Source organism: Streptomyces sp. NBC_00210, from assembly GCF_045160975.1.
Taxonomy (GTDB): domain Bacteria; phylum Actinomycetota; class Actinomycetes; order Streptomycetales; family Streptomycetaceae; genus Streptomyces.
This window is the reverse complement of the sequence record NZ_CP108120.1, coordinates 4,019,034-4,045,575: the sequence shown is the minus strand read 5'-3', so window position 1 is coordinate 4,045,575 and position 26,542 is coordinate 4,019,034. Positions and strand designations below refer to the sequence as shown.

General features: G+C 70.0%; 25 protein-coding genes. 15 read left to right on the top strand and 10 right to left on the bottom strand.

The genetic code is table 11. The annotated features are described in order from the left end of the window. Nucleotides 1-6: 6 nt before the first annotated feature. On the bottom strand, nucleotides 7-1,539 hold the full coding sequence (locus OG729_RS18320; protein WP_405807114.1) for a substrate-binding domain-containing protein: 1,533 nt from the start codon (nucleotides 1,537-1,539) through the stop codon (nucleotides 7-9). 260 nt (nucleotides 1,540-1,799) lie between these two features. On the opposite strand from OG729_RS18320, the gene OG729_RS18315 reads away from it, so the two are divergent. Both OG729_RS18315 and OG729_RS18310 read left to right on the top strand, forming a co-directional pair. Further along, nucleotides 1,800-2,066 (top strand): hypothetical protein, encoded by a 267-nt coding sequence (locus OG729_RS18315; protein WP_360884392.1) that lies wholly within the window; start codon nucleotides 1,800-1,802, stop codon nucleotides 2,064-2,066. Next, nucleotides 2,063-2,503, top strand: coding sequence for a hypothetical protein (locus OG729_RS18310; protein WP_405807112.1), 441 nt, complete (start codon nucleotides 2,063-2,065; stop codon nucleotides 2,501-2,503). Before OG729_RS18315 ends, OG729_RS18310 begins: the two co-directional genes overlap by 4 nt. Before the next feature lie 46 nt (nucleotides 2,504-2,549). On the opposite strand, the gene OG729_RS18305 is transcribed toward OG729_RS18310, so the two are convergent. From OG729_RS18305 to OG729_RS18295, 3 genes are read right to left on the bottom strand one after another with little or no spacing between them, the layout of a single operon-like run. Next, a complete protein-coding gene (locus tag OG729_RS18305; protein WP_405811176.1) occupies nucleotides 2,550-3,920 on the bottom strand; it encodes a cytochrome P450 in 1,371 nt (456 codons plus the stop codon). Nucleotides 3,921-3,946: 26 nt separating this feature from the next. After that, nucleotides 3,947-4,183 carry a DUF397 domain-containing protein gene (locus tag OG729_RS18300; RefSeq protein WP_405807111.1) on the bottom strand — a complete coding sequence of 79 codons (237 nt, stop codon included), beginning with the start codon at nucleotides 4,181-4,183 and terminating at the stop codon, nucleotides 3,947-3,949. Continuing rightward, a complete protein-coding gene (locus OG729_RS18295; protein WP_405807109.1) occupies nucleotides 4,180-5,016 on the bottom strand; it encodes a Scr1 family TA system antitoxin-like transcriptional regulator in 837 nt (278 codons plus the stop codon). The genes OG729_RS18300 and OG729_RS18295 overlap by 4 nt, the downstream gene beginning before the upstream one ends. A 158-nt stretch (nucleotides 5,017-5,174) precedes the next feature. Between OG729_RS18295 and OG729_RS18290 the strand changes: the two genes are divergently transcribed. The 3 genes from OG729_RS18290 (at nucleotide 5,175) to OG729_RS18280 (ending at nucleotide 8,562) form a co-directional block, all read left to right on the top strand. Beyond that, nucleotides 5,175-5,582, top strand: coding sequence for a hypothetical protein (locus OG729_RS18290; protein ID WP_405807108.1), 408 nt, complete (start codon nucleotides 5,175-5,177; stop codon nucleotides 5,580-5,582). Between the two features lie 79 nt (nucleotides 5,583-5,661). Then, nucleotides 5,662-7,056 carry a hypothetical protein gene (locus OG729_RS18285; protein WP_405807107.1) on the top strand — a complete coding sequence of 465 codons (1,395 nt, stop codon included), beginning with the start codon at nucleotides 5,662-5,664 and terminating at the stop codon, nucleotides 7,054-7,056. Nucleotides 7,057-7,152: 96 nt separating this feature from the next. After that, nucleotides 7,153-8,562: a S1 family peptidase gene (locus OG729_RS18280; protein WP_405807105.1), complete on the top strand. Its 1,410-nt coding sequence runs from the start codon at nucleotides 7,153-7,155 to the stop codon at nucleotides 8,560-8,562. A 2-nt stretch (nucleotides 8,563-8,564) separates the two neighbouring features. Here the strand turns inward: OG729_RS18280 and OG729_RS18275 are convergent, their stop codons facing one another. The 4 genes from OG729_RS18275 to OG729_RS18260 form a co-directional block, all read right to left on the bottom strand. Continuing rightward, nucleotides 8,565-10,211 (bottom strand): serine/threonine-protein kinase, encoded by a 1,647-nt coding sequence (locus OG729_RS18275; RefSeq protein ID WP_405807103.1) that lies wholly within the window; start codon nucleotides 10,209-10,211, stop codon nucleotides 8,565-8,567. Between the two features lie 180 nt (nucleotides 10,212-10,391). Beyond that, nucleotides 10,392-10,862 carry a MarR family winged helix-turn-helix transcriptional regulator gene (locus tag OG729_RS18270; RefSeq protein ID WP_405807101.1) on the bottom strand — a complete coding sequence of 157 codons (471 nt, stop codon included), beginning with the start codon at nucleotides 10,860-10,862 and terminating at the stop codon, nucleotides 10,392-10,394. Then, nucleotides 10,859-11,452 carry a DJ-1/PfpI family protein gene (locus OG729_RS18265; RefSeq protein ID WP_405807100.1) on the bottom strand — a complete coding sequence of 198 codons (594 nt, stop codon included), beginning with the start codon at nucleotides 11,450-11,452 and terminating at the stop codon, nucleotides 10,859-10,861. The genes OG729_RS18270 and OG729_RS18265 overlap by 4 nt, the downstream gene beginning before the upstream one ends. Before the next feature lie 267 nt (nucleotides 11,453-11,719). Then, nucleotides 11,720-13,042 carry a hypothetical protein gene (locus OG729_RS18260; protein ID WP_405807098.1) on the bottom strand — a complete coding sequence of 441 codons (1,323 nt, stop codon included), beginning with the start codon at nucleotides 13,040-13,042 and terminating at the stop codon, nucleotides 11,720-11,722. Between the two features lie 777 nt (nucleotides 13,043-13,819). On the opposite strand from OG729_RS18260, the gene OG729_RS18255 reads away from it, so the two are divergent. Next, a complete protein-coding gene (locus OG729_RS18255) occupies nucleotides 13,820-15,175 on the top strand; it encodes an aspartate aminotransferase family protein (RefSeq protein WP_360880443.1) in 1,356 nt (451 codons plus the stop codon). A 173-nt stretch (nucleotides 15,176-15,348) separates the two neighbouring features. Here OG729_RS18255 and OG729_RS18250 read toward each other — a convergent pair whose 3' ends face one another. Continuing rightward, nucleotides 15,349-15,780 carry a hypothetical protein gene (locus OG729_RS18250; protein ID WP_405807097.1) on the bottom strand — a complete coding sequence of 144 codons (432 nt, stop codon included), beginning with the start codon at nucleotides 15,778-15,780 and terminating at the stop codon, nucleotides 15,349-15,351. Nucleotides 15,781-15,858: 78 nt separating this feature from the next. Between OG729_RS18250 and OG729_RS18245 the strand changes: the two genes are divergently transcribed. The 4 genes from OG729_RS18245 (at nucleotide 15,859) to OG729_RS18230 (ending at nucleotide 20,727) form a co-directional block, all read left to right on the top strand. Beyond that, nucleotides 15,859-16,539: a GntR family transcriptional regulator gene (locus OG729_RS18245; protein ID WP_405807096.1), complete on the top strand. Its 681-nt coding sequence runs from the start codon at nucleotides 15,859-15,861 to the stop codon at nucleotides 16,537-16,539. Continuing rightward, complete coding sequence (locus OG729_RS18240) at nucleotides 16,536-18,950, top strand: dolichyl-phosphate beta-glucosyltransferase (RefSeq protein ID WP_405807095.1); 2,415 nt, start codon at nucleotides 16,536-16,538, stop codon at nucleotides 18,948-18,950. Before OG729_RS18245 ends, OG729_RS18240 begins: the two co-directional genes overlap by 4 nt. Nucleotides 18,951-19,064: 114 nt before the next feature. Continuing rightward, nucleotides 19,065-19,715, top strand: a complete 651-nt coding sequence (locus tag OG729_RS18235) for a hypothetical protein (RefSeq protein ID WP_360880455.1) — start codon at nucleotides 19,065-19,067, stop codon at nucleotides 19,713-19,715. A 73-nt stretch (nucleotides 19,716-19,788) separates the two neighbouring features. Further along, on the top strand, nucleotides 19,789-20,727 hold the full coding sequence (locus OG729_RS18230; RefSeq protein ID WP_405807093.1) for a class I SAM-dependent methyltransferase: 939 nt from the start codon (nucleotides 19,789-19,791) through the stop codon (nucleotides 20,725-20,727). A 341-nt stretch (nucleotides 20,728-21,068) separates the two neighbouring features. Here the strand turns inward: OG729_RS18230 and OG729_RS18225 are convergent, their stop codons facing one another. Then, nucleotides 21,069-21,821 carry an SLATT domain-containing protein gene (locus OG729_RS18225; RefSeq protein ID WP_405807092.1) on the bottom strand — a complete coding sequence of 251 codons (753 nt, stop codon included), beginning with the start codon at nucleotides 21,819-21,821 and terminating at the stop codon, nucleotides 21,069-21,071. A gap of 306 nt (nucleotides 21,822-22,127) precedes the next feature. Here OG729_RS18225 and OG729_RS18220 point away from each other — a divergent pair, with 306 nt between their 5' ends. The 5 genes from OG729_RS18220 to OG729_RS18200 all read left to right on the top strand — a co-directional run bounded on the left by OG729_RS18220 (nucleotide 22,128) and on the right by OG729_RS18200 (nucleotide 26,531). Continuing rightward, the gene (locus OG729_RS18220) at nucleotides 22,128-22,463 is read left to right on the top strand and encodes a YbaB/EbfC family nucleoid-associated protein (protein WP_360880609.1); all 336 of its coding nucleotides are present in this window, start codon (nucleotides 22,128-22,130) and stop codon (nucleotides 22,461-22,463) included. 98 nt (nucleotides 22,464-22,561) lie between these two features. Continuing rightward, a complete protein-coding gene (recR, locus tag OG729_RS18215) occupies nucleotides 22,562-23,161 on the top strand; it encodes a recombination mediator RecR (RefSeq protein WP_360880464.1) in 600 nt (199 codons plus the stop codon). After that, entirely contained in the window at nucleotides 23,154-23,822 is a 669-nt protein-coding gene (locus OG729_RS18210; protein WP_360880467.1) for a DUF5063 domain-containing protein, read from the top strand. The genes recR and OG729_RS18210 overlap by 8 nt, the downstream gene beginning before the upstream one ends. Nucleotides 23,823-24,135: 313 nt before the next feature. Continuing rightward, on the top strand, nucleotides 24,136-25,407 hold the full coding sequence (locus OG729_RS18205) for an aspartate kinase (protein ID WP_405807091.1): 1,272 nt from the start codon (nucleotides 24,136-24,138) through the stop codon (nucleotides 25,405-25,407). Next, on the top strand, nucleotides 25,404-26,531 hold the full coding sequence (locus OG729_RS18200) for an aspartate-semialdehyde dehydrogenase (RefSeq protein ID WP_360880473.1): 1,128 nt from the start codon (nucleotides 25,404-25,406) through the stop codon (nucleotides 26,529-26,531). Before OG729_RS18205 ends, OG729_RS18200 begins: the two co-directional genes overlap by 4 nt. The last annotated feature ends 11 nt before the right edge of the window (nucleotides 26,532-26,542 follow it).

Here is a 26,542-nt window from a genome sequence, read left to right as displayed (position 1 = left end):
ACGCAGTCAGTTTTCGCCGCAGATCCGCAGCCCCTTCGGCGTCCCGCACGGCAGATGTCCATGCGTACGGATCACGTCCTGCCCGCTGCCGCGGGTCAGATAGCCGAGGAAGCTGGAGGCCAGTGAGTCGGCGGGCGGCTGCCCGTAGGTGTACGCGTACTCGATCTCCAGATACGGATACGTGTAGTTGCTCTTGCCGATCTCGTCGACGTTCGGTGCCTGCCGGTCGATGCTCAGCCGGTGCGCGCCCTTCAGTCCGCTCCCGGCACGCAGCTCGCTGTACCCGATGGCCCCGGGCAGCCGCGCCACCGTGGCCAGCACCTGCTCCGTGCTGTCGAGTTCGCAACGTACGACCGGGGCCTGCGGATCGTCCCGGTTGGCGCAGTCGCGCGAGGAGTTCGCGGGCTCGTTGCGGTGCAGCACCCGGCGCTGGAAGACCTCGCGGGTACCGGAGTTGGCGTCTCTGCTGACCAGGAGGACGGGCCTGTCGGGGCCGTTCAGCTGCTTCCAGTTGGTGACCTGGCCCTGGTAGATCCGGCGGACGTCGGCCAGCGAGAGATTGCGCACGGGCACCTTGTCGTTGACGACGAGGGTGAAGAGGGAGATCGCGACGCGGACCTCGCGCAGCTGCGGATAGCCGCCGGGCTTGGGCCCGTCGGAGAGCGCCACGAGCGCTGGCGCCTTCTCCTCCTTCGCGCCCTTGTCCGCCAACTCCCTTATCCCGGCGGTGCTTCCGTGCGCGTCGACGACGACTCTCGCGCCCTCGCAGTCCCTCTCGTACTTCTTCGCCAGCTCCCGTACGACGGGCGCGAAGGCCGTCGATCCGGTGAGGGTCAGGGTGCCCCGCTGACAGCCCATGGGCGGCGGCGCGTCCTCCCGTACGACGATGATCGAGGCGAGCACGATGACACATGCGGTGAGTACGACGGTGATCGTGCGGGCGGCCCGGCTGAAGACCGGGGTCTTGTCGTCCGGTGTCGTACTGCGGTTGGGCCGCACCTCGCCGTCCCGGATACCGCCCGTGACCGTGACCTGGCTCCCGACGCCCCCGCCCGTCAGCAGAACGAGCAGCTTGAAGTGCACACCCCGGTTGAGCGGTACGCGCGGCAGATGGATGATGCCGTCGCTGTGCCGCAGCCCGGCCGCGGCGGTGAAGTGCTCCATCAGATGGTCGGCGTCCGCGGGCTGGGTGACCGCGATGGCGCGCACGGTCCGGCCGGTGAACTCAGCGGTGAGGCCGTGGACTCCGCGCCCAGTGTAGTCGTCGCCCGCGATGGACACGGCGCCGTCGTTCTCGATACGGAGCAGCACGAGCGTCGCGTCGGACATGTCGGGCGTCTCGTTGAACAGCCCCAGCCGTACGTTCCCCCGGCCGCCGCCCGGTGCGTTGCTGCCGATCGGGGTGTCCAACTGCACGCGGTATCCGATGCGCTTGCGCCGCGGCACCCGCCGCTCGTACCAGAGCACCGCGCCTGAGACCAGCACACCGAGGAGGGCGGTGAGGACGGCGATGACGTTCTCGGGGGTGAGCCACTCCACGGGTTCTCCTCGGACTCCCTGCACTGCCTGGCGGGCGGCAACGGTAGGAGGACAGCGGGGGGCGGGGGGAGCGGGTTAGGGGTCCCGATGCCGGATGTTCGTCCTGAGGTCACCCTGGGGGGTGAATGGACTCCATGGGCCGCCCGGGCGAACTCTGTGACTGGCATAGTCCGTTGGCACTTGTCACCTACAGAGGGAAGGCCCTCGTGACCATCGCATTAGAGCGCCCTGAAACGGTATACCGCCGGTATACTGTGATCATGGCTGACACCACCATCAAGGTCGACCCCGCGGTCCGTGACCGCCTGCTGGAGCTGGCTCGCGAGCGCGGGATGACCATGCGCGACCTGGTCGCGCAGCTCGCGGGTGCCACGCCCACGAAGGAAGAGCTCCAGAAGCAGTACGAGGAGACCAAGGCGTACGTCGAGGAGCACTTCCTCGGCAGGCCGTACACCGAGGAGGACGAGCGGGCTGGCGAGCAGCTCTGGGCCGACCTCGAGGCCGGACGGATCGGGGAGGTCCAGTGACGGCCCGCAAGGAGTACCCGCTGCCGCGTGCCGTCGTCTTCGACGACACCGCCGCCCTGGCGCTCGGCGCAGGCAACAGCATGGCCTCGCGCCTCGTCACCGAGGCCGAGAAGAACCCGGCGCAGCGCGTCTACATCCCGGCCCTGTGCCTGACTGCCGCTGAGGCGGAACGTGCGGGCGTGGCCGAGCACATCGGCGCCCTGCCGTCCGTGGACATCACGGCGCTCGACTTCGCGGGAGTCATGGCGGTCGGCAAGCAACTGCGCTCCGACGTGGGCGAAGACGACCCGGAGAAGGCGGAGAACGACTGGAGCGGCGCGCACGCACTGCATCTGGCCCGGCCGTCCGTCGAGTGGCCGCGCGGCCGCCCGGTGCTGACTCGCGCGCCGTCGCGGTACCGCGGCACGGGCATCCGAACGATCCGGATCGTCGAGTAGTACGCGGCGCGGGGCCCGGATCGCGCCCGGGCCCCGCGACTCCGCGTCAGGCGGACGCCCCGTCCACCCGCCGCAGCGCGCACCGTGCCGGGCCCGCCGCACGCAGGGTGATGCCCGTGTCCACCGGGACGTCGACGTCGACCGCCTCCAGCTCGTACTCCCGCAGGATCATCGCCAGCGCCAGCACCGACTCCAGCATCGAGAAGTGCTGACCGATGCACGCCCGCGGCCCGCCGCCGAACGGGAACCACGCATACCGCGGCCGCTCCTTCTCCCGCTCCGGCGTGAACCGTTCCGGGTCGAAGCGCTCTGGATCGTCCCAGTACCCCGGATGCCGGTGCGTCACCCACGGAGCGACGATCACGTCGGCGCCGGCCGGGATCGTGTGCCCGCCGATCTCCGCCGCTGCGACCGCCTGACGGCCGATGACCGGCCCCGCCGGATAGAGGCGCATCGCCTCCTTCAGTACCTGCGTCAGATACGGGAGTGCGTCGAGATCCGCGGCCCCCGGAGTCCGTCCGTTCAGTACGCGTACGACCTCGTCCCGCGCCCGCGCCTGTTGCTCGGGGTGGCGGGCCAGCAGATGCAGCGCGAACGCCAGCGACGTCGCCGTCGTCTCGTGCCCCGCGAGCAGGAACACCAGCACCTGATCACGGATTTCGGACGCGTCGAGGGACCCGTCCTCCGCGCTCTCGGCCTGGGAGAGCAGGGTCAGCAGATCCTCGCCCTGGGCCGCATCCCCCTCCGCCCGCCGCTTCTCGATGATCCCGTCGCACACCGCGAACAGTTCTTCCATCGCGGTGGCGGCCCGCCGGTTGGCGGGAGTCGGCCAGCTGCGCGGGAAGTTGGCGGGGGAGTAGCCGCGGGTGAGCGTGTACTCCCCGATGATCGGGAAACAGCGCTGCACGACGTCGACCGCCGCCTCGACGTCCGTGCCGAACAGGATGCGGGCAACCGCCCGCAGAGTGAGCCGCGTCGTCTCGTCGACGACGTCGACCGTGGCGTCCGGGGCGGTGCGCCAGGCGGAGAGCAGAGCAGAGGTTTCGGCGGTGACGGCGGCGGCGTAGCCGTCGACCCGGCGGCGGGTGAACAGCGGCTGCACGAGCCGCCGCTGCCGGAGGTAGTCGTCGTCCTGGCTGGTCAGCAGACCGTTGCCGAAGGACTCCCGGACCTCCTGGTAAAAGGCGTTGTCCTTGCGGAAGTTGGCCGATTCCGTCGCCAGCACCTGCTGGGCGCCCTCCGCGGAGAACACCGCGTACAGCTCGGCCCGCAGCCCGGGCGGGCCCGCGGTGATCCTGACGACATCGCCGTGCTCGCGCTGTGCGTTGAGGAAGGTGCCGAGCGAGTCCCGCTTGAGCTCGAACATCGAGCCCAGTAGCGGCAGACCCGCCGGACCCGGTACCGCTGTGCCCGTCATCGTCATGGCTTCTCCTCCGTACGGGTTCAGCTCGCCCAGTCGAGGAAGTTCGTCCAGGTGGTGGGGGCGACGGCGAAGGTGGGGCCGTCGGTGACCTTGGAGTCACGGATGTGGATGGTGTGGGGGCAGGCGGCGACCTCGACGCAGCTGCCGCCGCTGTCATCGCTGTACGAAGACTTGCGCCAGTCGAAGGCGACTTCGATGCAGCTGCCACCACCGCTGTCGCTGTAGCTGGACTTGAACCAGCGCAGGCTGTTGCTCATCTCTGCTCTCCTGCCAACCGCTCGATGAGGCCCAGCGATTCACGGGGATCCAGGGCCTGTGCCCGGATCCTCGCATACCGCTGGGTCAACGTACTCACCTTTCCCGGCTCCTTGATCAGCAGGCTCTCGCCCTGCATCTCCAGGAAGACCAGGCGGTCGTGCTCCGGGGTCTCCACCAACTCCATCCCACCGCGGTCGCCCGCATATTCGCCGCTGAGCCCAGCGTCCAGCGGCAGCACTTGGAGTGTCACATTGCGCCGCCTCGCACACTCCGCAAGGTGCCGCATCTGGCCGCGCATGACCTCCTCGCCGCCGATCGTCCGCCGTAACACCGACTCCTCCAGCACCAGCTCGATCAGCGCCACCGGCTCCCGCTCGAACAGCGCCCTGCGTGCCATCCGCGCCTCCACCAGCTCCTCCACCCGCCCCTCGCTCAGCGGCGGATATCCGCCCCCGATCAGCGCCCGCGCGTACTCCTCCGTCTGGAACAAGCCGTGCACGACCAGCGTCGCGTACAGACACAGCCCCACTGCCTTCTGCTCCAGCAGCGCGTAGTTTTTGAACTGCGCCGGGTACTTGTCCAGCCGTACGTGCGTGCGCGCCTCCTCGAAGATCCCCGTCCCGCCCCCGAGCACCCTCTCCAGCTCCACCAGCATCTGGTCGCTCGCCGGCTGCGCGCAGGTCTCCATCGCGCTCACCGCCGCGCCCGTGAAGCCGATTTCGTTGCCCAGTTGCTCCTGCGTCCATCCCTTCTGCACGCGAATATTGCGCGCTACATTCGCCACCAGACGCGTCGCCGGACCCGCCGTTTCCTTGTTCTCCGCACGTGCCATTTGCGATCACCGCTTCGACTCAACCGGACTCAACCGGTCTCAACCGGAACCCCGCTGAATTCGACCCGTCTCAAAGGAAGTTCGCGCAGGTCAACGTATGCTGGACCCCCTCCTCGCGGTCATGGAAAACGCTAGCCAAGGTCACCCAGACTGTCCTTGTGGATACGCAAAGTCGCCAACTAAACCTCGATTGGATTCCGGCTTCCGGGTTCCAGCTCCGTAAGGCAGGCGTGCAATTCGACGCCATCCGCGTCGACGACGAGGACGGCCGCCGTCTCGCCGACCTCCTGGAGCGGCTGACCGGCGGTGACCCCGGGCCCGTCGTCATCGAGGCGGCCGGGCGGCGGTCGGTCTACTTCCTCGTACCGGCAGGGACTACGTCCCACCGGCCCTGGCCGCGTGGCGTCACCCGTCTCAACTCAGGCCCCGCACGCGTGAGTTACATCCCAGTGCCCGCTCTTCGTGGCCGCACCTGGCCGCTGTCCTGGCGCTTCCCGCCGACCACGGCGGACCGGTTCGTACACCCGCTGCTCCTGCGTAACGCCGTGTCATCGTTGCTGAGTTGACCAAGACGGGTGTCCGGGACATGTCCCGGACGCGAATACCGGCGACGGGCCGCCCGCGCCGTGTCTAGCGTCCAGCGGCATGGACACAACACGGAGAACGATCCTGCGGGGCATGGCGGCGGCCCCCGTCGCGGCGACGGTGGGCGGCCTGGTCCTCCCCGCGACCGCGCACGCGGCGGACAGGCCGGAGGTGGCAGCACCCGAGCCGCCGCTCCCGGTACCGAGCTCGGTGAGCGTGAGAATACGGACTCACGCCGAAGGCGAAGGGGAGCATCCCACCGACTATCCGGTGACGATCGAGGGCCTGAAGGGGGAGAGAAGCGGGCTCGCCGGTGCCGTCCACTATGAGCGCGTGGTGCTGGCGGAGCCGCGAGCCGCCTGGAGGACCGGGAAGTGGATGCCGAATTCCTTCGGCAAGGGATTGTTCCCGCGGGTGAGTGGGCGCGGTGCCTTCAAATGGGACAGGGACGACTTCAAGGACCCGGACTGGCGTCCGCAGGGAATCACCAGTGAGTACGACGCCCGGTTGACGGGGGGTCCCTATATCCCCCTGAACCGCAATCTGCTGATGGTTTCCTGGTATGCGCGAAGGGCCCAGCGCGAAAGGGGAGCCCGCATCACCTTCGTCGATATGAGGACGCGGCAACCGCGTTATGTACACGTCCTGCTGGTCGAGCCGGTGAACGGCAGCACCAGGCCCGGCGGCAGCGGGCGGCCACACGACTTCCGGGCGGCCGATGTGCATGCCGGGGGCATCGCCTGGTACCGGAACCGCCTCTATGTCGCGGACAGCAAGAAGCGCGCGCTGCGGGTGTTCAACCTCGACGAGATGATCCGCGTGGCTTCCGGCGGCAACAAGCGGCTGGTCGGCTTTCACGACGGCAGGTATCACGCGTACGACTACACGTACATCCTTCCGCAGAGCCGTGCCTACGACCATGTCGTCCAGGGCTGGGAGACCGAGAGCACGCGGCTGGGCTACTCGCAGGTCGCGGTCGTGCACACGGCCGGGAGATCGTCGCTGCTGGTGAGCGAGTTCCGCAGGGCGGAGAGGGAGGGCAACAGACCGCGCCCGGCGATCGACTCCCGCATCATCGACTGGACCCTGAACTCCGCCGGGGCGCTGACCGACGGCGGAAACGATGCCGAGATCGGCTCGCGCAGGGTCTATCGCATCAAGAACGGCGGGAACGTGCAGGGAGCGGTCAGTGCCGGGGGCCGGTTCCATCTCTCTGTCAGCGACGGCTTTCCCAACGGCAAGCTGAACCGGTGCCCGGTCGACGGAACCGCGACCGAGAAGTGGGGGCAGGTGCCCGGTCCCGAGGATCTCAGCTACCAGGCGAATTACCGGGGCTCACGGGTCATCTGGGGGCTCGGGGAATACGCGAGGAATGACCAGGATCCCAGCGCGACTCCACCGGAGAAGATCCGGACGCGCGTCAACTCGCGCTACGTGTATGCCATGAAGCTCTGAACGGGACGGCGGGGCGGCACGTACTGAGGTGGGGGCCCCTGGTTCCGGGGGCCCACGGGCTTGTGACGCCATGTCGGTACGACCTTGGGGCCGCGGATGAGGCACGCACGACGGAACCTCCAGCGTCTCGCGCGGCTGGCGGCCGTAGGAGGGCTGGTCTGCGGCGGATTAATGGTGTCGAACGCCATGGCGAGTGAACCCTCCGGTCCGCACGCCATGGCGGGCGAACCGTCCGGACAGTCGTCCGCCGATCCGATGGCTGACCTGGTCTCGCGGCTCGGCACCTCTCGTACCGCGGGCAGCTGGACGGGGGCCGACGGGCGCCCGGTCGTCGCCGTGACCGACGAGGACGCGGCGGCCGAGGTACGGCGGGCGGGGGCGCGCGCCGAAGTCGTGCGCTACAGCATGCGCCGGCTCCGCTCGGCCGCCGAGGAGCTGCGTGAGGCGCCTCGGGTGAGTGGCACCGCGTGGGCGGTGGACTACGCGTCCAACAAGGTCGTGGTGCACGCGGACAGCACCGTGTCCGCCGACGACTGGTCACGCATGTCCGACGTCGCCGAGCGGATCGGCGGCTCCGTCCACATGGAGCGGACCGCGGGCGCCTTCACCACCAGGCTGAACGGCGCCCTGCCGATCTTCTCCCGGGACGGCCGCTGCTCCGCGGGCTTCAATGTGACCGACGGCAAGGACACGTTCATCCTGACGGCCGGGCACTGCGGCCCGGTCGGCACCACCTGGTTCGGGGACCGCCGGGGCGAGCAGTTGGTCGGCACGACCATCGGCAGTACTTTCCCGGGCAACGACTTCTCGCTCGTGCGGTACGAGAACGGCGAAACCCTCTCGGCCGGCGGAGCCAACATCGTGGACATCGGCGGTGGGCGCGGGGTGCAGATCAACGGCGCCGCCGACCCGGTCGTCGGTCAACGGGTCTTCCGCAGCGGCAGCACCTCGGGATTCCACGACGGGAAGGTGACCGCGTTGAACGCGACGGTGAACTATCCCGAGGGCACGGTCACCGGGCTGATCGAGACCACCGTCTGTGCCGAGCCCGGAGACAGCGGGGGCCCGCTGATCTCGGAGGGTCTGGCGATCGGCGTGACCTCGGGCGGCAACGGGGACTGCACCACGGGAGGCGTCACGTTCTTCCAGCCGGCCACGAAGGCGCTGGAGGCGCTGGGGGTAAGGCTGTTGGCGGGCGGCGCTCCGCCCGCCGGGGGCACCGAGGGCACGGGCGGCCAGACGGCCGCCCCCGCCGACCCGTCGGCAGCCACCGGAGCCGTCCCGCCGGGCTCGCCGGGAGTGCCGGGGGCGGCCGGGCAGCCGGGGTCGTCGGGGGCGGCGAACGGATCGAAGGCGGCACCCGGTATACCCGTCAACTTCCAGACTCTCGGCCCGGGGTTGGGGGTCATCCTGGTGAGTCTGCTCGGACTGTTGGCCAGCCACTGGATCAGATCGGCCAAGGACCGCCAGAACTACTGGAGCTACTACTCCCAGAGCTGGGGCTGAGTTCAGCTCGTCTTCGTGTAGGTGAGTGGCGCGCCGCCCGAGCCCACCAGTTCGCGGACGATCGTTGAGTCGTCCGGCATGTCCAGGCGGCTCCACTGGCCCGGCGAGCACTGTTTCGGGTCGCCGAACGTGACCTGGGTCGGGCCGAGTTCGAGAGGTGGGCCCGAGGCGCGGAGGGTGGCCGACCAGCGGCAGTCGTAGTTCGGGCCGGTGCCCGACAGGGTCATGACCTGGGTGCCGGTTGAGCCCTGGGTGATCGTCATGGTGCGGGAGTTGGTGCCGTCGGCCGTGTCGAAGGACGCCCGCCAGGTGCCGACGTACTCCGCCGGAACGCCGCCTTCCTGGGCGCCGGGGGTGGTCGGGGGCGTGGTGGAGGGGGTCGTGTTCCCCGAGCTGTCCGGGTTCGTCGCGGTCGCCGAGGACGTCGAGGCCGCCGGCCTGGAGTCGGTGGTGCTCTTCTTGCCGTCGCCGTCCATCAGGACGTAGACCGAGCCGCCTGCAGCGACTGCGACGAGGACGGCGACCGCGAGGAGGGCGACGGTGCCGCGGCTGCTGGTCGGCGCCGGCTGCGGGGGTGTGTACGGGAGGGGTGTGGGGGCGTACGGGGCCGGGGCCGGGGTGTTGTACGGGAAGCCGTACCCGTACGCAGGAGTCGGTGCCGGTGCCGGGGCCGGTGGGGGTGTGGGTTGCGGGGCGGGGGGTCGCACGGGTGCGGTCATCGTCGGAGGCTGTTCGGGCGCCGGTGACGCGGGCTGTTCGACCTCCAGCAACTGCACTGCGTGGCGGCCGAGTTCGGCGATCAGCGCGCCCGGCAGCCAGGGTTCGTTCGTCGCGTCGGAGGTCGTACGCTCCAGGATCTGCGGGAGTGTCGGCCGTGCCTCGGGGTCCTTGTTCAGACAGTCCCGTACGAGCTCGAGCAGCCCCTCCGGCATGCCCGCCAGGTCCGGCTCCTCCTGCGCTATGCGGAACATCAGCGCGTGCACCCCGCTGTCGGCCGAGCCGAAGGGGAGGCGGCCCGTCGCCGCGTACGCGAGGACCGAGCCGAGGCAGAAGATGTCGCAGGCGGCGGTGACACGGTCGCCGCGGACCTGCTCGGGGGCCATGAAGCCGGGTGACCCGACGAGCGCGCCGGTGCGGGTCAGACCGCCGTCGGTGACCGTCTCCAGGGCGCGGGCGATGCCGAAGTCGATGACGCGCGGACCGTCGATGGTGATCAGGATGTTGGACGGCTTGAGGTCGCGGTGGATGAGGTCGGCCGCGTGGATGTTCTGCAGGGCGTGTGCGAGGCCGGAGGCGAGGATGCGGACCGAGCGCTCGGGGAGAGGACCGTGCTCGCCGGAGACGACGGTGTGGAGCGCGGGTCCGGCGATGTAGCCGGTGGCGACCCAGGGGACGGGGGCCTCGGTGTCGGCGTCCAGAACGGGGGCGGTCCACTGGCCGCCGACCCGCAGGGCGGCGCGTACCTCCTGGCGGAAGCGGGCCCGGAACTCCTCCTGCTCGGCGAGCTCCTGGCGTACGAGCTTGACGGCGACGGTGCGCCCGCGGTCGTTGCGCGCGAGGTAGACCTGGCCCATGCCGCCCGCGCCGAGCCGGGCCAGCAGGCGGTACTCGCCGATGTGCTGCGGATCTCCTGGTGCCAGCTGCTCCATCGCCGCGCGCCCTCCCCCGTGCTGTTGTGACGGACCGAGGATAGTGCGGCCCGCGCCCCGGCCGGGTGCGGGATCCGTTCGGGAACCTCTATTGGGTCCAGACGCGCATCGGGGACGTGAGCGAGGAAGAGATGGAGCGTCGGCTCGGGGACCCGGTGTTCACGGGGGCGATGGACTACATCACGACTGCGGACTTCTTTCCGGGTGCCGGTCACTGATGCCGTCGAGCGCCTTGGAGAGCTGCTCCAGCACCCTGGCCGTCTCGGCGAACTGCTCGGGGCCGAGGGCATCGGCGAGGCGGGCCGCCAGCTCCGCGTGACCGGGGCCGATCTTCGCGACGGCGGCGCGGCCCTCGTCGGTGGGGCGCAGCAGCTTGGCGCGGCGGTGGGCGGGGTTGGGTTCGTACGCGGCAAGTCCCCGCTCGACCAGCAGGTCGGCGATCCGCTGCACGCTCTGGCGGGTGATGCCCATGTCCCGGGCGATCCCGGCGACGGGCAGCGGATGGCGCAGTACGGCTCCGAGCACCTGCCACCAGGCGGCGGTCAGCCCGGCGGGCTTGGCCAACTCCTCGGAGACGGCGAGGAATTGGCCGTTCAGCCGGAAGACGCCGAGGGCGGTCCGGCTGAGGAGGTCCTGCTGTTCGCGGCTCATGAGTTCAGCACCGCGAAGGCGGCGGCGTCCGAGTCGTGGAACAGCCGGTACCAGGCGTCCAGCTTCTCGCCCTCGTAGACCTTGAGCAGGGCGAAGACCTCGCGGGCGAAGGCGACGGGCTCGGTGGGCCCGGCGGTGATCAGGTCGCGGTCGGTGACGGCGTCCGTGTCGCGGTAGTGCGCGCCGCCCTTGTAGCCGGTGGCGTCGAGGTAGAAGGGCGCGGCGCTGGTGTGCGCGCGATCGTCGAGCAGCCCTTCGCGGGCGATCCCGGCGGTGGCACCACACATGGCGGCGACGGGGACGCCGGCGTCGAGGAACTCACGGGCCTTGGCGGCGAAGGGGGCGAGATCGTCACCGCTGTCCCACAGGTGCGCGCCGGTGAGGATGAGCAGGGCGCTGTCCTGGGGGTCGAGCTCGCTGAGCGGCATATCGGGCTGGATGCGGATGCCGCCCATGGTGACGACGGGGTCAGTGGTGGGGCCGACGGTGCGGACGGTGAAGCCGTTCTGGGTGAGGTGGGCGGTGGTGTGCCCGGTCTCCCAGTCGGCGTAGGTGTCGTACACGGCGAGATGAACGGTCTTGCGGGACATGGTGCCCTCCTGGACGCGCGCGGCTGCCTATATGACAGCAGACTGTCATTTGGGCAGCCTACTGTCAATGGCGTTCCGGCGCAGCCTGGAGGCCGTACGCCGGGACCTGGACCTCGGGGTGCTGTGATCGCGCCATTCGCCCGAACCTGGACCTCGGGGTGCTGTGATCGCGCCATTCGCCCGAACCGGGCTACGCCGTGCGAGGCGCCTGGTGACGCCGCACGGTCGGAGTGGACCCGGCGTCGCTGTGCGCCGGGGCGCTACTGCTTACCCGCCCGACTGCTTACCCGCCTGCTCGGTCATCTCGCCGTTCCGGCCGGTGGCCGCCAGCAGCGCGAGTACGGCGAGGACGGCGAGGAGGATGATCACCAGCAGCAGAACCGTCAGCACCGTCGGGTGGTTCCACAGCGCGAAGATCAGCGCGATCACGAGCAGCACACCAATGGTGAGCCACCGCCGGTGGGCGTCCACCCAGATGCCGGCCTTCCCGGTGTGCACCCCGTGGGTACCGCCCCAGCGCGCGGCGGAGTCGGCCGTACGCTCGGCCGTTCCGCGCAGCGAGCGCGGCAGACGGCCGGCACCGGACAGGTAGGCGCCGATCGCCACCACGACGCCGAGTACCAGCGTGGTACGGATGCTGACCCTCAGGAAGCGCAGCAGAGTGTCGAAGACGGCTGCTGCCGCCGCCGGGGACTGAACCTGCGCGGGCAGGTGGTCCAGGTAGTAGCGGCGGATGACGACCAGCCCGATGGCGAGGATCAGACAGGCGGCGGCCGCGCAGAGGGTAGTGGTCACCAGGGCCCGGCGGCGGCGCCGGGCGAGCAGTACCCCGATCGCGCCGAGCACCACCGTGAGCACGGGCAGCCAGTTGCCGATGACGTCGAGCAGATGCACCGCGCTCTTGATCTTCTCCAGCTTGTCGGACTGGAAGAGCACCATCTGCTTGTTGACGGCGGGGATCTTCGCGGCCGGGGCGATGCCGGCGTTCACGAGGTCCTTCTTGACCGTGTCCACGGCGGTGCCGATATTGAGGGTGACAGTGCCGCCACTCACCTCGACCGCGCCCCGGCCCTCACCGGTGAGCGCGCGCACGACGGCAGTGTGGGCGGCGCGGTTGGCATTCGTCCAGACCGTCTCGAACTTGTCGCTCTCGACGAAGCGGGTCGCCACCTTGGTGACAGCCGCCTCGACGGCCGAGTCCAGCTGCGGACCCAGCGCCTTGATCGCATTACCGGCGCTGGGTGGCAGCCCCTGGGACTCCAGCCACTTGGCCACGTCCGCGGCGACCGCGCTGCCGTCGACCCGGACGGCGGCGGCCTTCGTGATGCGGTTGACGGCGGCAGCCTCGATCGCCGGGTCCGTCGCGAGCGGTTCGACCGTCGACACGTACCGGTCGGTGTCCAGCACGATGTCGTGCACCCAGACGGTGAGCAGGGAGACCGGTACGAGGATGCAGGTGAGGGTGATCAGCACCGCCGAGAAGGTGCTCGTCACGATCCGCCCGGCACGCGAACGGCCCTTGTGGCCCCGGACGGGGGCGGGCGCACCGTTGGGCGAATCGGACGACGGCGGCTCGGGCTGCGTAGTCATGGCACTCCCGGGGACAACGGCGGCGGAACTACTGCTCACCGTCCATTGGATACGTACCGTAGTCGCGAACGCACCTTGGGTTGCGCTCTCCGTGCGAGCCGCCGGGGTGTCCGGTGAATGAGAATCCGGTGAATGAGATCACCCCCGTCGGGTGATTACGCGAATCCTCCTCACCGCGACCCTCAGAGGTAGCCGCCTCCGCCCGACGCCGAGGAGGTGAAGGCGGTGCCCGCAGAAGGAGGCGAACCGCATGCCCCATATCCGTCATCGCACGACGATGCCTGCGCCAATGACTCAGGCGGAGTTCGGTAAGGGCGCCTGGATCGTGATCGGTGTCGCAACCATTGCGGTGGGGGCCGTGTCTCATGCCGTCGCGGGTCTCCTGGGAATAGTCAGGGACATGATGCGAGCGGAGCCGAGCAATGAGCCCGGGCAGAGCGAGTCGCCTGCCGTGGTCCCCGCAAGCCTGCCGCACGAGGCGGCAGGCTGGATCCTCATCGCCGGTGCCAGCCTTGCGGTGGGGGCGCTCTCCCACGCTGCTGCGAAACTTGCGGGGCTCGCCAAGGAGATCTTGCGAGGAGGGACGGTTGGGTCTCCCTGAGCCGGTCTCCCGGCCGTTCCTGCCCGGAGGTGTTCGAGACTGCGGTGGCGGGTGGCTCTCGGCCGGTGTCGTGAACCGGTGCGTCGTCCTGGGGGCGACACACTGCCCAAGAACGTGGCTCAGGCCATACACCGTGGCCATGTCCGCCCCCACCAGCGCGTCTCTACCCTTGCCGCATGACCCCTCATCCCGACCCCCAGGCCGGCGCTGCCGTCAAGGCCGCAGACCGTGCGCATGTGTTCCACTCGTGGTCCGCCCAGGGCCTGATCGACCCGCTCGCCGTCGCCGGTGCCGAGGGTTCGTATTTCTGGGACTACGACGGGAACCGCTACCTCGACTTCACCAGCGGCCTCGTCTACACCAACATCGGCTACCAGCACCCCAAGGTCGTCGCCGCGATCCAGGAGCAGGCCGGCAAGCTCGCCACCTTCGCGCCGGCGTTCGCCGTCGAGGCGCGTTCCGAGGCCGCACGCCTCATCGCCGAGCGGACGCCCGGTGACCTGGACAAGATCTTCTTCACCAACGGTGGCGCCGAGGCCGTCGAGAACGCCATCCGGATGGCCCGGCTGCACACCGGCCGTCCGAAGGTGCTGAGCGCCTACCGCTCGTACCACGGCGGCACCGCCACCGCGATCAACGTCACCGGCGACCCGCGCCGCTGGGCCAACGACAACGGCACCGCCGGCGTCGTGCACTTCTGGGGGCCCTTCCTCTACCGGTCGCCGTTTTACTCCGAGACCGAGGAGCAGGAGTGCGCCCGCGCCCTCCAGCACCTGGAAGACACCATCGCCTTCGAGGGCCCGGCGACCATCGCCGCGATCATCCTGGAGACGATCCCGGGGACCGCGGGCATCATGACCCCGCCGCCCGGCTATCTCGCCGGTGTCCGCGAGATCTGTGACCGGTACGGGATCGTCTTCGTGCTCGACGAGGTCATGGCCGGCTTCGGACGCACCGGAAAGTGGTTCGCCGCCGACCACTTCGACGTCGTCCCCGACCTGCTGACCTTCGCCAAGGGCGTCAACTCCGGCTACGTCCCGCTCGGCGGCGTGGCGATCTCCGGCGCGATCGCCGAGACCTTCGCGACCCGCCCGTACCCCGGCGGCCTCACCTACTCCGGCCACCCGCTGGCCTGCGCCGCCGCCGTCGCCACGATCAACGTGATGGCGGAGGAGAAGGTCGTCGAGCAGGCGGCCCACACCGGCGAGACGGTCCTCGGCCCGGGCCTGCGCGAGCTCGCCGAGCGGCATCCGAGCGTCGGCGAGGTGCGCGGCACCGGTGTCTTCTGGGCGCTCGATCTCGTACGGGACCGTCAGACGCGCGAGCCGCTGGTGCCGTACAACGCGACGGGCGCCGCGAACGCCCCCATGGCCGCGTTCGCCGCCGCCTGCAAGAAGAACGGCCTGTGGCCCTTCGTCAACATGAACCGCACGCACGCGGTGCCGCCCTGCAACGTCACCGAGGCGGAGGCGAAGGAGGGCCTGGCGGCGCTGGACGCGGCGCTGTCGGTGGCGGACGAGCACGTGGCGTAGAGCCGGGGGGCGGCCCCCGGACCCCTTGTCCTTTGAACGGCGCGGGGTCCGGGGGCCGAGCCGCCGGTCACGCGGCCGAAGGTCGCGTTCGGGGGTCTGGGGGCTTGTCCCCCACGCGGCGGGGCCGCAAGTCGACTCAGCGGGAAGGGCGGGGTGGGGAAGACGCACCCCCCTCAGCCCCGGCCCGGCTCCACCTCCAAGAAGCGGCGCCCACGTGGCCCCCGGTACAACAGCGCCTCCCACCCCACCGCCCCCAGCGCCGAAGCGCACTGAGTGAGCCTCGATTCCTCCTCCTGCGCCGCACCGCTCCCCGCCGGCCCCAGCCAGTCCACGCACACCATGTCCGGGGTGTCCGACAGGCGTACCCGGTAGCCCGTCGCCGTCCGCGCACCGGACGCGTCCACCGCCGAGGGCGGGAGGCCCGCGGCCTCCAGCGCCAGTGCGACCGCGCTCACCATCTGGTTGAGCTCCCACGCCGCGGGAGCGGCGTTCGTCACACGGCGGATCTGGAGCAGGCCGTCGAACGCCGCCCGCACCTCGGCCGCACGTGCCAAGGAGCCGGACACCGGCCCGTCACCCGTCGCCGCCTCGAAGGCGTCAGTCATGTCAGAATCCCCTGTCCGCACCCGGTTCGTGACGTCTGGCCTATCGTGTCCGGGACCCCGGCGAAGGAGAAGGCCACGATGCCCGGCACCGGCAGCAGTTCCGCTGTCACCCGCAACACCCTGCGGCAGCAGATCGCGGACGCGCTGCGTGACGAGGTGCTGGCGGGCCGCTTGCAGCCCGGACAGGAGTTCACCGTCAAGCAGATCGCCGAGCAGTACGGCGTGTCCGCGACGCCCGTCCGGGAAGCCCTCGTCGATCTGTCGGCGCAGGGGCTGCTCGACTCCGACCAGCACCGGGGCTTCAAGGTCCACCAGTTCTCGGTCGACGACTACCGCGGCATGATCGACGCCCGTTCCCTGATCGTGGACGGCGTCTTCCGCCAACTCGAGAAGCGCCGCTGCACCGGGGTGCCCAACAAGGTGCTGGTGTCCGTACGCCGCCGCGCCGAGGAGGCCGCCCGCGCGGCCCGCGGCGGGGACCTGGCCATACTCATCGGTTACGACCTGCGCTTCTGGCGCGAGCTCGGCGCGCTCGTCGGCAACAACTACATCTCCGAGTTCCTGCACCGGCTGCGCGTCCAGGCCTGGGTGTTCGCCGTCCCCTACCTGCGCGAGGAGCCCGAGCTGCGGGACTGGCTGTGGAGCGGACACGAGGACCTGGTGGACGCCCTGACACTCGGCGACGCCGAGAAGGTGCGCGAGGTCATCGGCGCGTACAACGACCATGCGCTCGCCTGGGCGGATCGGCTGGAGCAGTGAGCGTGGACCTGAGCGTCGTCGTCCCGGCGTACAACGAGGAAGGGCGGCTGCGCCCCACGCTGGACGCGATCTGCGCCCATCTGCGCGGGGAGCCGGGCCGCTGGGGCAACTGGGAGCTGATCGTCGTCGACGACGGCTCGACCGACGCCACCGCCAAGATCGCCCGGGAGGCCGCGGCCGAGGAACCGCGCATCCAGCTCGTCTCCAGCGACGCCAACCACGGCAAGGGCAGCGCCCTGCGCCAGGGCGTGCTCGCCTCGTACGGCCGCCGCGTCCTGGTCACCGACGCCGATCTCGCCACGCCGATCGAGGAGTTGGACCGGCTCGACAAGCAGCTCGCGGCGGAGGACAGCGCCGCGGCGATCGGCTCGCGCGCGCACCCCGACTCCCGTATCGAGGTGCACCAGCGACGGATCCGCGAATGGCTCGGCCGGATGGGCAACCGCCTCATACGCGCCGTCGCCGTGCCCGGCATCCATGACACCCAGTGCGGCTTCAAGCTCTTCGACGGCGACAAGGCGCGCGCCGCCTTCGCCGATTCGCGCCTGGACGGGTGGGGAATCGACGTCGAGATACTCCGCTACTTCCGGCGCGCGGGCTGGACGGTGACGGAGGTCCCGGTGCGCTGGTCGCATCAGGAGGGCTCCAAGGTCCGGCCGCTGGACTACGGCAGGGTGCTGCTGGAGCTCGTCAGGCTCCGGGCGCGTGCCGTCCGGCGGGTGGACCTCGCCATCACCGGCCTCTTCCTGCTCGCTTCCGTACTCCTCTACAAAGGGCTGTGGACGGACCTCGACCGCGGCTATCTCGCCGACTCGGGGCAGGACCAGAACCAGTGGGAGTGGTTCTTCGCGGTCACCGCCGACAATGTCGCGCATCTGCGAAATCCCCTGTTCACGGCCCTGCAGGGCTATCCCGACGGCGTGAACCTGATGGCGAACACCGTGATGCTCGGGCTCTCCGTCCCGCTCACCCCGGTGACGCTGCTGCTCGGGCCGACCGTCACCTGGGCGCTGGTGCTCACGCTGGGACTCACGGCGACCGCGACCGCCTGGTACTGGCTGATCGCCCGCCGGCTGACCGACCACCGGTGGGCCGCCGCGCTCGGCGGCGCCTTCGCGGCCTTCGCGCCGCCGATGATCTCGCACGGCAACGCGCACCCCAACTTCCTTGTGCTGTTCATGATTCCGGTGATCATCGACCGGGCGCTGCGGCTGTGCGAGGGGCGCAATGTCGTACGCGACGGGGTGCTGCTCGGCCTGTTCGCGACGTATCAGATCCTCCTCGGCGAGGAACCGTTGCTGCTCGCGTCGATGGGCATGCTGCTCTTCGCCCTCTCGTACGCGCTCGTGCGCCGCGATGTGGCGCGGGCGGCCTGGCGGCCGCTGCTGCGCGGGCTCTTGATCGCGGCCGCCGTCTGTCTGCCGCTGGCCGCCGTGCCGTTGGGCTGGCAGTTCCTCGGCCCGCAGAGCTACACGAGCGTGCTGCACGGCGACAATGCGGGCAACAGTCCGCTTGCCTTCCTGGAGTTCGCGGGCCGATCGCTGATGGGTACGGACGAGGTCGCGGACCCGCTCGCGATGAACCGCACCGAGCAGAACGCTTTCTTCGGCTGGCCGCTGATCGCGCTCGCGGCGGCGATCGTGGTGCGGCTGTGGCGGCTCGCGCTGGTCAAGGCGCTTGCCTTTACGGGGATCGCGGCGGCGTTTCTCTCCCTCGGGCCGAAGTTCCGCATCCCGTACACGGACTTCGTGCTGACAGGTCCCTGGCGAGTGCTGGCCCATCAGCCGCTCTTCGAGTCGGTCATCGAGTCACGGGTGGCGATGATCTGCGCGCCGGTGCTCGGCGTCCTGATCGCGCTGGCGGCGGACCGGCTGCTGGCGACCAGTGATCGGGTGAATCAGGTGGTGGGGCTTGCGGCGGTGGCGGTGGCGCTGCTGCCGGTGCTGCCGACGCCGTACCCGGTGCGGGAGCGTTCCGAGGTCCCGGCGTTCATCACACAGGGCATGTACCGCTCGTATCTCTCCAAGGGGGAGTCGGTGGTCACGGTGCCGCTGCCGCATCCCGGCAGCGCGGAGGCCCTGCACTGGCAGTCGGCGACGGGGCTCGGCTTCCCGGTCGCGGGCGGCTACTTCAACGGGCCGTGGGGACCGGACCGGATAGGCATCTACGGCGCGACGCCCCGGCACACCTCCAACCTCTTCAACGATGTGCGGGGCAACGGGCGGGTGCCGGAGATAGGGCCGAACTGGCAGGCGCAGGCGCGGTTCGACCTGGCCGCGTGGCGGGCGGGGGTGGTGGTGCTGGAGCCGCAGTACAACGACAAGGCGCTGTATGCGACGGTGGAGAAACTGCTCGGGAAGCCGGGCAAGCCGGTGGGCGGCGTGTGGGTATGGGATGTGGGTACGGGTTGAAAACGAAGCGGGCCGGGCGGTTGACCGGCACCCTTCGCCGAACGTATCCATGGCACTACGCTGTTCCGACCATCGCACGTGCGTGCCCGATCCCGTTGGAGAGCGAGCCTTCCCTTGGCCTGTGACCTGTGGCTGGTCCCCCTCGTCGATGTGCTGTGCCACAGCCCCGACAACCCCTTCGCCGAAGAGATCGCGTCCTACGACAAGGCCCTGACCGACGCCGGACTGCCGACCGTGCCCGTCTTCGCCTATATGCCCGGTCTGTCGGGTGATGTGGCCCCGGTGGCCGGCTTCGACTACGACGCGCTGCACTTCCTGCGGCGCGCGTATCTGCTGCAGCTGTGCGGGCTCGCAGTAACGCCTGTGGACGAACTGGGCGGCGACTACGAGCAGTTGCTGGAGATGTTCGAGACGACGGCGCAGCAGTCGCATCTGGTCTGGCACTACGACCACGCGGGTGCGTACGTCCCGGTGGACTTCGCGACACCGCTGTTCAACGACGAACTCCTCGCGGGCGGCGGGCCGCTGGGCTCCACGCAGGGGCTGCTGCGGGAGCTCGAATACGTCGCGCCGTCGATCGGCATCGACCCGGCGAACCCGCCGGAGGCGCCGGAGCCGCCGGACCGGCCCACCTCGCTGGAGGAACCGGCCGGGCCGATTCCGTACGACGAGAGCCCGTTCGCGCGGGAGCGGCATGTGTGGCTGGGGCTGCACGCGGCCGCGACGCGGAGCCTTGGCCAGGGCTCAATGATCATTTTCAGCTGACGCACATGTGACGCACATGCGCTGAATGCACAGCCTTAAGCTGCGGGACATCTCGGCCCGGTAGGACCGGTGCATGTCACAGACGACTACCCCGACGGCGGGGGAGATGGCTGAAGAGGCGCTCCCCCGGCCGACGCGATTCGCGGACGTCAAGGGCTGGTTCTGGCCCGTGGACCAACTGCTCTTCGACTGGTTCCTGTCCCATCAGCGGGACACGGATCCGGACGGTCGAGGGGATCTGCTCGAGCTCGGCGCGTATCTGGGCAAGAGCGCGATCTTCACCGGCCGGTATCTGCGGGAGGGGGAGGAGTTCACGGTCTGCGACCTGTGGGACTCACCGGCGCCGGACGATTCCAACAGCGCGGAGATGGACCGGTCGTACGCGACGCTGACGCGACGCGCGTTCGAGGCGAACTATCTGTCGTTCCACGACGAGCTGCCGACGATGGTGCAGGCCCCCACCTCGGTGATCACCTCCCGGGTGCGGGCGGGGAGCTGCCGCTTCGTGCATGTCGACGCCTCGCATCTGTACGAGCACGTGCACGGCGACATCGCGGCGGCGAAGGCGCTGCTGCAGCCCGGGGGCATCGTGTCCTTCGACGACTTCCGCGCGGAGCACTGTCCGGGCGTCTCGGCGGCGGTGTGGGGCGCGGTGGCGACATCGGGCCTGAAGCCGATCGTGATCACGGGCACGAAGCTGTACGGCACGTGGGGCGACCCGTCGGAGGTGCGGGAAGCGCTGCTGGCGTGGCTACAGACGCGTGCGGACCTGTGGCACGGCGTGGAGGAGGTCGCGGGCGCCCCGCTGATCCGCATCAAGTCCACCAAGTCGACGACGCCCCCGCACCCCCCTGCCTCCCGCCACGAGCCAACCCCGGAGCCCCCTCTCCCGACCCCGCCGCCGGCGACTCCTCCGGCCCCCCGCCGGCGCCCTTCCCTCACCCGCCGCCTGGCGAGGGACCTGCTCCCCCCGATCCTGACGCGAGCGCTCAGGTCCCGCCGCACGCGCTGACGCGGCGAGGGCCGGCGCGGGTTGCTCGGTCGCTGCGCCCCTGCGGGCGCGGGTGCGTACTTGCCGGGCGGCGCGAAGCTACCGCGTCGGGGGCCCGGGCTCGCCTTCGCGGCGCGAAGCTGCCGCGCCCGTGCGGGTGCCCGCATCCGGGCATCCGCCCCCGGCGGCATGCTTCCGCGGCTCGAAGCTGCCGCAGGGTGTCTGGCTTCACGCCTCCGCGCCGCGAAGCCGGCGCCCGGGGGTCTGGTGGCCCGACCTCGGACCCCCTTCCCCCGCCAGGGGTCCGGGGTCCCCCCCGGTTTCGGGAAGGGGCGGGGTGGGGGACACAAACCGGCACCCCCTCAGCGCGGCGATTCCGGCGGCCGCTGTCTCGGCATGTTCGGCCGCGTCCCCGGCGGCAACGGCATCCGCCCCGGACCCCCGCCCTCCCGCGCCCCGCCGCCGCCTCCGCCGCCCCCGGGCGGCCCCGCAGTCACGCCCATCGACTGCACCTGACCGCCCCCGCGGAGCTCCACCATCCAGTCCGCCGTCTCCAGCCGCACCAGCTCCGCGACGTCCTCCGAGAACCGCCGCAGCACCCCCAGGCACCGCTCGACCGCCTCGCTCGCCGTGCCCTCCGCCGGACCCAGCACCTCCCGTACGCACTCCGACGCCCAGTCGAACTGCAGCGCCAGCAGACGCCGCTGCACCGCCTGCGCCGTCGCGACGTTCCTTATCCAGCCCGACGTCAGGCCGAAGTACCGGTCACACACCAGACAGGCCGCTGCCAGCAGCAGCGAGAGATACCCCCACTCCGCCGCCCCGGCCACCGCACCCGTCAGCCCGAGCAGCGGCAGCGCCGCCCCGGCGATCGCCCCGAGAGCCGTACCGAGCCGCAGCACCCGCGCCGCGAGCCGCTTGCGCACCCGGTTTGCCAGATACCACTGAGCCGTACGCAGCGCGTCCGCCTCGACCCACCGGTACAGCTCGTCGAGGCGTTGCGCCGGCTCTCCCCAGTCGCCGAGCGGAAACGGCCTCCCGGTCAGGTCACGGCGCGGCCCCTCGCCGCGCTCGCCCCGGGCCGGCCCCCCGGGCTGCATCTCCGGCTGGCTCACCGGGGCACTCCTCTACGACGTGGCGACGGACGTGACACTGCGTGACGTACGGTGCGTGCGGGCATGGACTGCATGGTGTGCATCGCGGGCATTCTGATGCGCATGCCCCTCCGCACTTCCTACCGCCGAATGGTGGGCTGTGCGCCGGAAATCCCAGTATTTCCGCCCACACGAGGGTCTTGATCAGGTGGAGTCTCCTGACCGACTCACTCGAAAGAGTTGGTCACCGCAGGGTGGGGCGCGGCGCCCGGTGACCACGTAGGCTCGGCATACCGAACAATCCTCGTCGAAATGCCAGGAGTGACCGTGATTCCCGGTGGTGGCCAGCCCAATATGCAGCAGCTCCTCCAGCAGGCTCAGAAGATGCAGCAGGATCTCGCGCAGGCACAGGAAGAGCTGGCGCAGACCGAGGTCGAGGGCCAGGCGGGCGGCGGCCTGGTGAAGGCCACCGTCACCGGCTCCGGCGAGCTGCGCTCCCTCGTCATCGACCCGAAGGCCGTCGACCCCGAGGACACGGAGACCCTCGCGGACCTCGTCGTCGCCGCCGTCCAGGCCGCGAACGAGAACGCGCAGCAGCTGCAGCAGGAGAAGCTCGGCCCGCTCACCCAGGGTCTGGGCGGTATGCCCGGCCTGCCCTTCTGATCATGCGGGGCCTGCCCTTCGATATGCGGGGCCTGCTCTTCTAAGGCGTACGGCCACCAACTACCGTAAGCACCAAGCACTCCAGGAGAGGCGTTCCGTTGTACGAAGGCGTGGTTCAGGACCTCATCGACGAACTGGGCAGGCTGCCCGGCGTCGGTCCCAAGAGCGCGCAGCGGATCGCCTTCCACATCCTCCAGGCCGAGCCCACCGACGTCCGTCGCCTCGCCCACGCACTCCTCGAGGTGAAGGACAAGGTCCGCTTCTGCGCGGTGTGCGGCAATGTCGCACAGCAGGAGCAGTGCAACATCTGCCGTGATCCGCGACGTGACCTGACGGTCATCTGCGTGGTGGAGGAGCCGAAGGACGTCGTCGCGATCGAGCGGACCCGGGAGTTCCGGGGCCGCTACCACGTGCTCGGCGGGGCCATCAGCCCCATCGAGGGCGTCGGCCCCGACGACCTGCGGATTCGTGAGCTGCTGGCCCGCCTCGCGGACGGCACGGTCACCGAGCTCATCCTGGCCACGGATCCCAACCTGGAGGGCGAGGCCACCGCCACGTACCTGGCCCGCATGATCAAACCGATGGGTCTGAGGGTCACGCGGCTGGCCAGCGGTCTGCCCGTGGGGGGAGACTTGGAATACGCCGACGAGGTCACGCTGGGACGTGCCTTCGAGGGGAGACGACTTCTCGATGTCTGACGCCATGCTGCACGCCACGAGCCAGAACCCGGACGATTTCGCGGTTCAGATCGCGGACTCGATCGAATCCTTCATCGTTGCGACCACGGAAGTCGCGAAGGGCGACGAGCCCGACAGTGCGGTGCCCTTCCTGCTGCTGGAGCTCTCCCAGCTGCTGCTGACGGGCGGCCGTCTGGGCGCGCACGAAGACATCGTCCCGGACGATCGGTACGAACCTGACGCCGGCCCGGACGTGGACGTCGACGACCTGCGCGAGCGCTTCGCCGTGCTGCTCGAACCGGTCGACGTCTTCTCCGAGGTCTTCGACCCGTACGAGCCGCGCAGAGCCCCGGTCGCCTGCCGGGTCTCCGACAACCTCGCGGACATCGTCACGGATCTGCGCCACGGCCTGGCCCACTACCGTGCGGGCCGCACCACCGAGGCCCTGTGGTGGTGGCAGTTCTCGTACTTCTCCAACTGGGGCCCGACCGCATCCGCGACGCTGCGCGCCCTCCAGTCGCTGGTCGCCCATGTCCGTCTCGACCAGCCGCTTCAGGAGCTGGACGGTCTGGACACGGACGAGGACCTGGCCGAGGAGGCGCTGGCGGAGGAGGCCGGCAAGGTCATGGTGGAGGAGATCGCGGGCCCGCTGGGTCTGCGCACGGTCACCCGAGGCGCGTGAGGCGAGCGCGTACAAGGCGTGAGAGGCAAGAGCGTACGAGGCGTGTGAGGCAGCACGTACGAGGCGTGTGAGGCAGCACGTACGAGGCGCGTGAGCCAAGCACGTACGCCGGGTGCGGTGTGAGCCGCCCCACACCTCGCGTAGCTCACCCGACGGCGGGCAGAAGTCGATCCGAGCGGCCGTGGTCCTCCCTCATGATCACTGAGTGAGCGGGACATCTCACGATGTGACATCACAAGGGCGGAGCACGGCCGCTCGTTAGACTGAGCCGACCGCAGTAATGACTGCAGTAAGAACCGAGCGAGGAGCGCACGTGGGCCTTGTCGTGCAGAAGTACGGAGGCTCCTCCGTTGCCGATGCCGAAGGCATCAAGCGCGTCGCCAAGCGGATCGTCGATGCCAAGAAGAACGGCCACCAGGTGGTCGTCGTGGTATCCGCGATGGGCGACACGACGGACGAGCTGATCGATCTCGCCGAGCAGGTATCCCCGATCCCTGCCGGGCGCGAATTCGACATGCTGCTGACCGCAGGAGAGCGGATCTCCATGGCCCTGCTGGCGATGGCGATCAAAAACCTGGGTCACGAGGCCCAGTCGTTCACCGGCAGCCAGGCAGGCGTCATCACCGACTCGGTCCACAACAAAGCGCGCATCATCGATGTGACGCCGGGCCGGATCCGTACCGCGCTGGACGAGGGCAACATCGCCATCGTCGCCGGCTTCCAGGGTGTGTCCCAGGACAAGAAGGACATCACCACCCTCGGTCGCGGCGGGTCCGACACCACCGCGGTTGCCCTCGCCGCCGCGCTGGACGCCGAGGTCTGCGAGATCTACACCGACGTCGACGGCGTCTTCACCGCCGACCCCCGGGTCGTGAAGAAGGCCCGGAAGATCGACTGGATCGCCTTCGAGGACATGCTGGAGCTCGCCGCCTCCGGCTCCAAGGTGCTGCTGCACCGCTGCGTCGAGTACGCACGCCGATACAACATTCCGATCCACGTCCGCTCGTCCTTCTCCGGGCTGCGCGGCACCTGGGTCAGCAACGAGCCGCAAGGGGACCAGCAGGTGGAGCACGCCATCATCTCCGGAGTCGCCCACGACGTCTCCGAGGCCAAGGTCACGGTCGTCGGAGTGCCGGACAAGCCGGGCGAGGCCGCGGCCATCTTCCGTACGATCGCCAATGCCGAGATCAACATCGACATGGTCGTGCAGAACGTCTCGGCGGCCACCACCGCCCTGACCGACATCTCCTTCACCCTCCCCAAGACCGACGGCCGCAAGGCCATCGACGCCCTGGAGAAGGCGAAGGCTGCGATCGGCTTCGAGTCGCTGCGCTACGACGACCAGATCGGCAAGATCTCCCTCGTCGGCGCGGGCATGAAGACCAACCCCGGCGTCACCGCCTCCTTCTTCGAGGCGCTCTCCGACGCGGGCGTGAACATCGAGCTGATCTCCACCTCGGAGATCCGCATCTCGGTGGTCACCCGCGCCGACGACGTCAACGAGGCCGTGCGCGCCGTGCACACCGCCTTCGGCCTGGACAGTGACTCCGACGAGGCGGTCGTCTACGGAGGCACCGGACGATGAACCGCAAGCCGGCGCTCGCGGTCGTCGGAGCGACCGGAGCCGTCGGCGCGGTGATGCTCCAGATCCTTTCGCAGCACGCGGACGTCTGGGGCGAGATACGACTCCTCGCCTCACCGCGCTCGGCCGGCCGCAAGCTGGCCGTGCGCGGCGAGGAGTGTGAAGTCGTCGCGCTGAGCGAAGAGGCCCTGACGGGTGTCGACGTCGCGCTCTTCCTCGTACCGGACGAGGTTTCGGCGCAGTGGGCGCCGATCGCGGCGGCCAAGAGCGCTGTGGTGGTGGACAATTCTGCCGCTTTCCGGATGGACCCGGATGTGCCGCTGGTCGTCCCGGAGGTCAATCCGCATGCCGTACGGGTCCGCCCGCGCGGCATCGTCGCGAGTCCGCACGACACGACGCTGGCGATGATTCCGGCGGTCGGGGCGCTGCACGCCGAGTTCGGGCTGCGTGAACTGGTCGTCTCCGCCTACCAGGCCGTCAGCGGCGCGGGCCGGGACGCGGTTGCCGCGCTGCGCGCGCAGCTGTCGCTGGTGGCCGGTACGGAACTGGGCGAGAAGCCCGGCGACGTACGCCGCGCCGTGGGCGACGATCTCGGGCCCTTCCATGCCCCGCTGGCGCTCAATGTGGTGCCGTGGTCAGGGACGTTGCAGGACGGCGGCTGGTCGTCCGAGGAACTGGGGCTGCGGGCCGAGACGCGCAAGATCCTGGATCTGCCGGGGCTGCGGGTGGCGGCGACGTTCGTACGCGTACCGGTGATCACCACGCACTCGCTCGCGGTGCATGCGCGCTTCGAGAGCGAGGTCACGGTGGAGCGGGCGCACGAGATCCTGGCGACCTCGCCCGGCGTGGTGCTGTACGACAATCCGGCGGTGGGCGACTTTCCCACGCCCGCGGATGTGGTGGGGACGGATCCGACATGGGTGGGGCGGCTGCGGCGGGCGCCGGACGACCCCTGTGCGCTGGATCTGTTCGTCTGCGGCGACAATCTCCGCAAGGGGGCAGCGCTGAACTCCGCGCAGATCGCGGAGGCGGTGGCCGCCGAAATCGGTCCCGCGACGCGCCCCACGACCCGTCCCGCGAGCAATCCTGCAATCAATGCGGCGCGGGGGCGGCGCAGTACTTTGTAGGATCTGTGAAA

What these genes read in the sequence shown, in the direction of transcription:
- OG729_RS18230 (WP_405807093.1), top strand. Translation starts at nt 19,789, where the DNA reads ATGTCACAGACGACTACCCCGACGGCGGGGGAGATGGCTGAAGAGGCG.
- OG729_RS18305 (WP_405811176.1), bottom strand. Translation starts at nt 3,920, where the DNA reads ATGACGGGCACAGCGGTACCGGGTCCGGCGGGTCTGCCGCTACTGGGC.
- OG729_RS18280 (WP_405807105.1), top strand. Translation starts at nt 7,153, where the DNA reads ATGAGGCACGCACGACGGAACCTCCAGCGTCTCGCGCGGCTGGCGGCC.
- OG729_RS18315 (WP_360884392.1), top strand. Translation starts at nt 1,800, where the DNA reads ATGGCTGACACCACCATCAAGGTCGACCCCGCGGTCCGTGACCGCCTG.
- OG729_RS18285 (WP_405807107.1), top strand. Translation starts at nt 5,662, where the DNA reads ATGGACACAACACGGAGAACGATCCTGCGGGGCATGGCGGCGGCCCCC.
- OG729_RS18210 (WP_360880467.1), top strand. Translation starts at nt 23,154, where the DNA reads ATGTCTGACGCCATGCTGCACGCCACGAGCCAGAACCCGGACGATTTC.
- OG729_RS18245 (WP_405807096.1), top strand. Translation starts at nt 15,859, where the DNA reads ATGCCCGGCACCGGCAGCAGTTCCGCTGTCACCCGCAACACCCTGCGG.
- OG729_RS18255 (WP_360880443.1), top strand. Translation starts at nt 13,820, where the DNA reads ATGACCCCTCATCCCGACCCCCAGGCCGGCGCTGCCGTCAAGGCCGCA.
- OG729_RS18265 (WP_405807100.1), bottom strand. Translation starts at nt 11,452, where the DNA reads ATGTCCCGCAAGACCGTTCATCTCGCCGTGTACGACACCTACGCCGAC.
- OG729_RS18200 (WP_360880473.1), top strand. Translation starts at nt 25,404, where the DNA reads ATGAACCGCAAGCCGGCGCTCGCGGTCGTCGGAGCGACCGGAGCCGTC.
- OG729_RS18300 (WP_405807111.1), bottom strand. Translation starts at nt 4,183, where the DNA reads ATGAGCAACAGCCTGCGCTGGTTCAAGTCCAGCTACAGCGACAGCGGT.
- OG729_RS18275 (WP_405807103.1), bottom strand. Translation starts at nt 10,211, where the DNA reads ATGGAGCAGCTGGCACCAGGAGATCCGCAGCACATCGGCGAGTACCGC.
- OG729_RS18270 (WP_405807101.1), bottom strand. Translation starts at nt 10,862, where the DNA reads ATGAGCCGCGAACAGCAGGACCTCCTCAGCCGGACCGCCCTCGGCGTC.
- OG729_RS18295 (WP_405807109.1), bottom strand. Translation starts at nt 5,016, where the DNA reads ATGGCACGTGCGGAGAACAAGGAAACGGCGGGTCCGGCGACGCGTCTG.
- OG729_RS18250 (WP_405807097.1), bottom strand. Translation starts at nt 15,780, where the DNA reads ATGACTGACGCCTTCGAGGCGGCGACGGGTGACGGGCCGGTGTCCGGC.
- OG729_RS18260 (WP_405807098.1), bottom strand. Translation starts at nt 13,042, where the DNA reads ATGACTACGCAGCCCGAGCCGCCGTCGTCCGATTCGCCCAACGGTGCG.